The organism is Allorhizobium paknamense (genome assembly GCF_030815125.1).
Classification (GTDB): domain Bacteria; phylum Pseudomonadota; class Alphaproteobacteria; order Rhizobiales; family Rhizobiaceae; genus Allorhizobium; species Allorhizobium paknamense.
The window spans coordinates 213,931-220,651 of record NZ_JAUSWH010000008.1 but is presented as its reverse complement, the minus strand read 5'-3'; the positions used below and the strand labels follow the sequence as shown (position 1 = coordinate 220,651).

The following is a 6,721-nucleotide window of genomic DNA, read 5'->3' as shown; positions in this document are numbered from 1 at the left end:
CGGCAGAAGTCTTCCGCAAGAAGCTGCTCGCACAATTAAGGCGTACCGGGTAGCTTCGCCCTGCCCGCAAGTCGCGCTTCAGCATGAACTCACACATGGAGCGTTCCATCTGTTATGGTTCAGACATAACAGGAAGTTTATCCGTTGGGACATTCCTCTTTGAAATCCATCCCTATCTTAGTGCAAGGACGCTCGAAAAGACCTAAGGCCTGTCGCGCAAAAGTGTGCAGCGGTTTTGCGATCACGACATGCGTTAAACCAAGAACGTAAAGCACGTTGCAGAGAGCTGATAAGCCGCAACCGGCTTAATGGGAGGAAATCATGCCGATCCATCGCGCATTCGCATTGCCGGCAATGTTGTTGACCCTGATCTCAGCGGCTGGCTCAACTTCTGCAGAAAGCATCAATGCCGGAGAACGGAAGGAAAGCCAGGACCGCCCGTTTCTCGTTCAGGACATTGCCTCCTTCAACACCCCTTGGGCTTTGACATTTTTGCCAGATAGCCGATTGCTGGTGACCGAAAAGCCCGGACATCTTTTTCTCGTGAGCCAAGATGGCCACAAAACAGAGGTTAGCGGCATACCCGAGGTCGCCGCCAAAGGGCAAAATGGCTTGCTGGACGTCGCTGTTTCGCCAGATTTCAGTAAAAGCAACCAGGTGTTCTTTACTTATGTCGCGCCGGATAACAAGGGCGGCAGCCTGGTTCTGGCCCGTGCCACACTCTTGCTGCAAGCTGATAAGCCGCATCTTAATGATATTACCGTACTGTGGCGGCAAACGCCGTCTGGAGGTGGCGGACAACCCGGCGGCATCATTGCCTTTGATCCGGCGGGACAACATCTGTTTTTGACCGTAGGGGACCGCATGCAGCCTGACAGCGCGCAGGATCCCGATCAAGCCCGTGGCAAAGTTTTGCGATTGCGCCTGGACGGCACCACCCCCCCAGACAATCCGCAGGCGAGCGAAGGCGGCGTTCGCGCCCAGACCTGGACAACAGGTCACCGAAATCCCTATGGCCTTGCCTTTGCACCGGACGGAAAACTCTGGCTGAACGAAATGGGACCACGTGGTGGCGACGAATTCAATCTGATCGAGCCAGGCGTGAATTATGGCTGGCCAGTGGTATCCAATGGCGACAATTACAATGGCACTCCCATTCCACGGCACGTCACACGCCCGGAGTTCCGCGCTCCCCTCGTTTACTGGACACCGGTCATCGCTCCAGCCGGGCTTGCCTTCTATAGCGGTGACCTCTTTCCCCAATGGCAAGGCTCCGCTTTCGTCGGCGGCCTCAAAGTCAGATCTTTGGTTCGCATCAGCTTTGATAAAGCTGGTCAGCCGGATGAAGCTGATCGCTGGGATATGAGTGCCCGTATTCGAGATGTTGCTATCGCAAGGGATGGCGCACTCTGGCTAATTGAGGACGGCAATCCCGGCAGCCTTATGCGGCTGGTTCCCAAGCGATAGGCTGTCGATGCCGTAGCCATGACTGCCTAACAGTCATTCGGCCTCAGGTCAGTTGGGCACAGCAATACGCAGCCCGTCCTGCATTTGTCCACTCAAGCCCCGGTGCTCGACAATCACCATTCTCGGGTATCAAAGCGGAACCTCTCAAAATCGAGAGTATTTTACGCGTTCCTAAAGCATTTTTCGGCTTATCGCCCTCTGCAACGGGGTTCAGGTTTTTGTTTTAACGCATGTGGTTATCGCAAAAACCGCTGCACACTTTCGCATAACATGCTCTAGGAAAACTGGTTTCCACTTCTCCCGGAACAATGCTCTAATTGGGCTTGGGCCTTGGGGAAGCCTTGGATTTATCCAGCGCTTGCAGCATCGGATAAATGCTGAATTGGTTCTTCGCTGCTTTTTCAGTCAGACTCCGCAGATATCCGCCTGCTGATCGGATGGATTCAGCCTTTTCCAGCATGGCGGCAATTGTAATCGCTGCCGCCTGTTCTCCCATCGCCGCCTTCGCCTTCAACCAGGCATCCGGTGAAATTCCCAGCACGGCCCTCACGACATCTGCGGCCGAAATGAAATCCGTCCAAGTTCCGATGCCCTGGCTCGCATAATCTGCGATTTGAGGGCACAGCTTTTTCACCATGCTCAGGCTTACCGCCAGTTTGCGGGAAGAGACGATCGGCTGCCCGGCATTATTTTTTTCATTGCCGCTGGATTCAAATGTCTGATCTGTTTTTGAATTTTGATAGTGACGCTCATTATGAGCGTCATTGGCGCTCAATTCTTCGTCTGACATTTGCGCCAGATATGCATTCTCCACCGCTTGACGCAGCAACCGCAATTCTTCAACCAATCTCTGCAATGCTTCGGCCGACCTGTCAGTCTTTGCCTGGCCATTGACACTGCGTTGCTCCAAGGAGAAATCCATCCACTTGCCGGGCCTGCCCTCATCAAGAGCAAGCTCGATAATCTTGCTGATGTCACGGTTCAGAATGGTTATTTCTGCACGGGCTGCGCGGCTCGCACGGGCTTGCACCCTCACCTCTTCTGCGGCAGCGTAAATTTCATCCGCGCGTAAAGCCAGGGGAGCGAGATCGAAGCCGAATGCATCCTCGACCTGACCACGATCATCCTTTCGGCAATAACGCTTTCCGTTCGCGCTATCGCGGCGAAATATCATCCCTGCCTGAACCAAGGCGGCGATATGACGGCGAATGGTTGCGGGCGCCATTCCGCGAGCACGCAGAGACAATTCGTTATTAGAGGGAAAAACAATGATAGGCTGACTACCGTCCAACTCCCGCTCCGTGAAGAAGCTGACCATGGCTTCAAGCAAGCATATCGTCCGATCTCCCAGGCCGAAATGGACCCGAGCCTCGGTCAGCGCCCTGAGCAACTGCCATTTATCCGCACGGCCTGAGGCGTTACCGCCCTCGCCTTCACGTAACCGTTCCTGCCGCTCATTCAGATAGGCCTGACGGGCCAGGACACGCGCAGAAACCCGTCCGCCTCCGAACGGTGTTGTTGCCAGTCTTTCCATTTTTCTTCCCCGTTCTGGGGAGACAAAGGATCCTGACGCCGCCTGTAATCACCAAGCCAGCAAGGGGGAGATCGCTCGCCCAAACGAGTTCCGGCAGCACGGGAAGGGAGTTTCGGCGAAAACCGCTTCCACAACCGAACTGACGAACCCTGCCAGCAACCTTCTGCGAAAAGACAAAGACCCAAACAGCGCGGAAAATGTTTCGTCCAGGCAGACAACACAGCGTTCCTACCCGCACAGGCCATGACCGCAAAAGCACTTGCAGCTCTCGCACGACCACATTTGCCCTGGAGTACCCTACAAGCTCCAGTTTTTCGCGACCGTCGAATTCATCCGAAAACTGTTTCACCATTTCCGGTACGACGTTCCAGGGACACGCAAAGAGCCGCCCCAAAATAAGCTGTTCATCTTCCGCACCTACGCTTCTTCACGTAAACGCAGAATTCATGAGGAAAAAGCCAGTCCCTAAAGCACGTTGCGGCTTATCAGCCTGATGCAACGGGCTTTAACTTCTTGTTTTAACGCATGTCGTTATCCCAAAACCGCTGAACACTTTTGCGCGACATGCTTTACAGCGCCGTGCGTTTTATCAAACGCACTAAGGACGCCGTAAGACTTTAAATCTGCTGCATAATTTTCACCTTAAACCGTTTCCGGTTTAAGGAATTATGCAGTAGAGCCCATGCAAGACACGCTTACGCCGCGCATGGAAGAAACCGGTATTGCCTCAGGTCAATCTTGTGATCGCAAAAAGTCGTCCGCTGCCGCAGAACGGCAGACAGTGCTTGACTTTTAAAGCCGGAAGTGATTCTCTCTTATTGCTACATAGAAGAGGGCTTCCGAAATGGCGACGTTTTGGGGCCTTTTTTCTGTCTCCGCTACCTTCCCTTTGATTATGCTGCACACCACCTTTGCAAGGCAGGTGAACAGCGCCTAAAGCCAAATTGCCGATGCCACGACACGGCTGGTTTATGCCGCAGCGCGCACCGGAACTCCTTTGAGTGCCTCCGGCACAGTCTCCCCATCGAACCGAGGCAACGATGTCGCTTCGCTCTGAGCCTGCGGCATTCTCCCTTAAATCCATTCCGATCCCGGGAAGATAGGTCCGCACGCCTCACATCCACGCGCCATCCTCTGTCCTTCAGCCTATCAGCAGAGCAAAGACATTCCGCCATTTTACCCGATACGCTTCAGACAACGGCGTCTCACCAAATCGTCCTCGCGTCAGCGCGACTTGCTCTCCTGCAAAAACTCCCTGTAGGCCGCAGCCATACGATCTGCGAAATGTTCGACAAAGCCCGGATCGGCTTCGGCAAGAAATTCGATCCTGATCCGCCGGCCTTGGCGCCCAAACCGCGCGAACACCTTTCCATCGGGGCCGCGAATATCGTCTCCCTCGCTTTTCTCAACCGCTTTCTTTTGCGAAAGACGCTCAAAAAGCATCTGGAAACGCTCATCTGTTGCCGCCCCCCGGAACAGGTCGGAGGCAATCACGTCGGCTGCCTTTTCCTGTCCCTGCTCGCTGGCCAGCAGCTGGCCAAGCGCCATCCAGCGCTCGCGCCCGGCCTTCGGGGCAGGTCCCACAGCCCTGGCAAAGCGGTCTGGAACGCTTTCTGCAACCTGGATCAACCGCGACAATTCGCTTTTTTGAACCGACAGCGCATCACCGATCACCTTGCGGTCAAATCCCCGGTCACTCAGCGCTTTCGCAAACAAAGCACGCTCAATGAATGTCAGATTTCGCCGCTCGGCATTTTCCTTGCCCTGGGCAAGAACCAGTTCATCGTCACTTAAAGGACGAATGAGAGCCTTGACCGCAATCCCCAACCGCTTGGCAGCGTTAAGACGGCGATGGCCATAGGCGACCTGATACCGTTCGGCATCGCCTGGATGGCGCCGCACGAGGATCGGAACCTGTTGCCCGCTCTCGCGAATGCTATCCACTAGAGTCAGAAAGTCCGGATCATCCCGCTCCTGATCGCTCAACCGGTCCGAAATGAACGATCCGTCGATACGGTCGGTCTCCAACGAGACCACGCGTTCACCCTCCTCAAGCGCCTGGCGCAACACGCGCGCCTCCTCGGCCTCCCGGGTGATCGACGACAGGGTCAATCCCATCGCCTTGATTGCGCCAGATGCAGAGCGAGGCGGCTGCGCAACCGGCACATCAGAAGCCGGTGCCGACGGCTGGGCATCCGTCTGCCTGGCGTCAACGGACGGCGCTGCCGGAGCCGGAGCAGGATCTGAAAACAGCGCACGCAATTCGTTCTTGCGATTTTTTCCGATCATTCTTTCCGCCCCCAGGCTGAATGAACCAGTTGCTCGATTTCCGAGTTCACCGCTTCAAGGGATTCAATCGCGCGGTCATAGGTCCCGCGACTGAAATTCTCGCGACCGACCTCATAAAGCGTCTGCTTCGTCAGACCGGCGTCCGAAATGGCGGTGGATTTGACCATTGGCGATGTCAGAACCCGCTCCCCGAACAGTGACCGCAGAAAGCCAACGATCTGCGCCTGCGGACCATCATTCGGCTCGAAACGGGTGATCAGGTATCGCAGAAAATCGAAGTTCAACGTGCCGCCAGCTTCCCGCACGACCCCGAGAAGATCCGAGGTCATGAAGAGGAACTGGCTCATCGACGCCACATCCAGCATTTGCGGATGTACGGTCACGATCACCGAGGTGGATGCACACAGGGCCGAAAGCGTGAGATAGCCAAGTTGCGGCGGGCAATCGATCACGACGACATCATAATCATCGGCAACGCTCTGCAAGGCAGCCTGAACCCGCGTAAAGAACAGGCTGTGGGCGTCCCCACTTTTCCGCTCGGCCAGCGCCCTCGGCGTCACATGCTCGAATTCCTGAAGTTCGAGGTTGCCAGGAACCAGATCGAGATTGTGGAAATAGGTCTTGCGAATGATCTGGCTAAGCGGACGGGCCTCCTCATCATAACGGATCGCTCCGTAAATCGTGTCATTGCCCACCAGATCAAGTTCCGGCTGATAGCCGAACAGAGCAGAGAGCGAGGCTTGAGGATCGAGATCGACCGCCAGAACCCGGTGACCTGTCATCGCCAGATATTGTGCAAGATGAACCGCGGAGGTCGTCTTGCCAGAGCCACCCTTGAAGTTGGTGACTGAAATCACTTGCAGATGTTCGCCAAGGCTCTGGTCGCGCCATTTGACATAGGTTCGCGCCTTGGAGATGTTGCCTTTAGCCAGTGCCTGTTCGGCGAGATAATGACGGAGGGCATCGATATCGGCGAGCGAATAATAGCGCCGGCCGGCCGCTCCCACCACTGGCTGCGGCCCCTCGCCCGCCAGCGAAAGCTGACGGAGATAGCCATCGGACACGCCGACCAGCCTTGCGGCCTCACCGGAGGTGAAACTGCGCAACGTCTTCTGGGAGGCTGGCGGAAAAAGCCTTTCACGCATGGCCTTCAACTGCGCCGAAAGAGCCTGGGCATCTTCTGCAATGGTCTCGTCGGCAGGCCGCAAAGCCTGCTGATCCTGCGTAACCTGTCCGGACGCGGTTGCCATTACATCATTCTCCCTATCCACACCGCTCCCCCCTTTGGGCAGAACGCCGGAATCGATATCTGCTGATTCTCTCGGAGAAAGATATACGCGCTTCTGAAAAATTAACAGAGGCCCGCATCGTTTACGGATAATTTAAAAGAGACAGCCCACAGCCGTATCTCGGAAAAATCTCATCCTTATG

The 6,721-nt window shown here is 55.6% G+C and carries 4 protein-coding genes; 1 reads left to right on the top strand and 3 read right to left on the bottom strand.

The window, feature by feature from the left end; all coding sequences use genetic code 11:
- Positions 1-321: 321 nt before the first annotated feature.
- The gene (locus QO005_RS14130; protein ID WP_370878070.1) at positions 322-1,467 is read left to right on the top strand and encodes a PQQ-dependent sugar dehydrogenase; all 1,146 of its coding nucleotides are present in this window, start codon (positions 322-324) and stop codon (positions 1,465-1,467) included.
- 313 nt (positions 1,468-1,780) lie between these two features.
- Here the strand turns inward: QO005_RS14130 and repC are convergent, their stop codons facing one another.
- The 3 genes from repC to repA all read right to left on the bottom strand — a co-directional run bounded on the left by repC (position 1,781) and on the right by repA (position 6,540).
- Positions 1,781-3,001: a plasmid replication protein RepC gene (gene repC / locus QO005_RS14125; protein WP_307158683.1), complete on the bottom strand. Its 1,221-nt coding sequence runs from the start codon at positions 2,999-3,001 to the stop codon at positions 1,781-1,783.
- A 1,224-nt stretch (positions 3,002-4,225) separates the two neighbouring features.
- Positions 4,226-5,290, bottom strand: coding sequence for a plasmid partitioning protein RepB (gene repB, locus QO005_RS14120; RefSeq protein WP_307158682.1), 1,065 nt, complete (start codon positions 5,288-5,290; stop codon positions 4,226-4,228).
- On the bottom strand, positions 5,287-6,540 hold the full coding sequence (gene repA / locus QO005_RS14115; RefSeq protein WP_307158681.1) for a plasmid partitioning protein RepA: 1,254 nt from the start codon (positions 6,538-6,540) through the stop codon (positions 5,287-5,289). Before repA ends, repB begins: the two co-directional genes overlap by 4 nt.
- Positions 6,541-6,721: the final 181 nt, after the last annotated feature.

Excerpts from the sequence above, each read along its gene's own strand:
- repA (WP_307158681.1), bottom strand. The coding sequence starts at position 6,540 with ATGGCAACCGCGTCCGGACAGGTTACGCAGGATCAGCAGGCTTTGCGG.
- repC (WP_307158683.1), bottom strand. The coding sequence starts at position 3,001 with ATGGAAAGACTGGCAACAACACCGTTCGGAGGCGGACGGGTTTCTGCG.
- QO005_RS14130 (WP_370878070.1), top strand. The coding sequence starts at position 322 with ATGCCGATCCATCGCGCATTCGCATTGCCGGCAATGTTGTTGACCCTG.
- repB (WP_307158682.1), bottom strand. The coding sequence starts at position 5,290 with ATGATCGGAAAAAATCGCAAGAACGAATTGCGTGCGCTGTTTTCAGAT.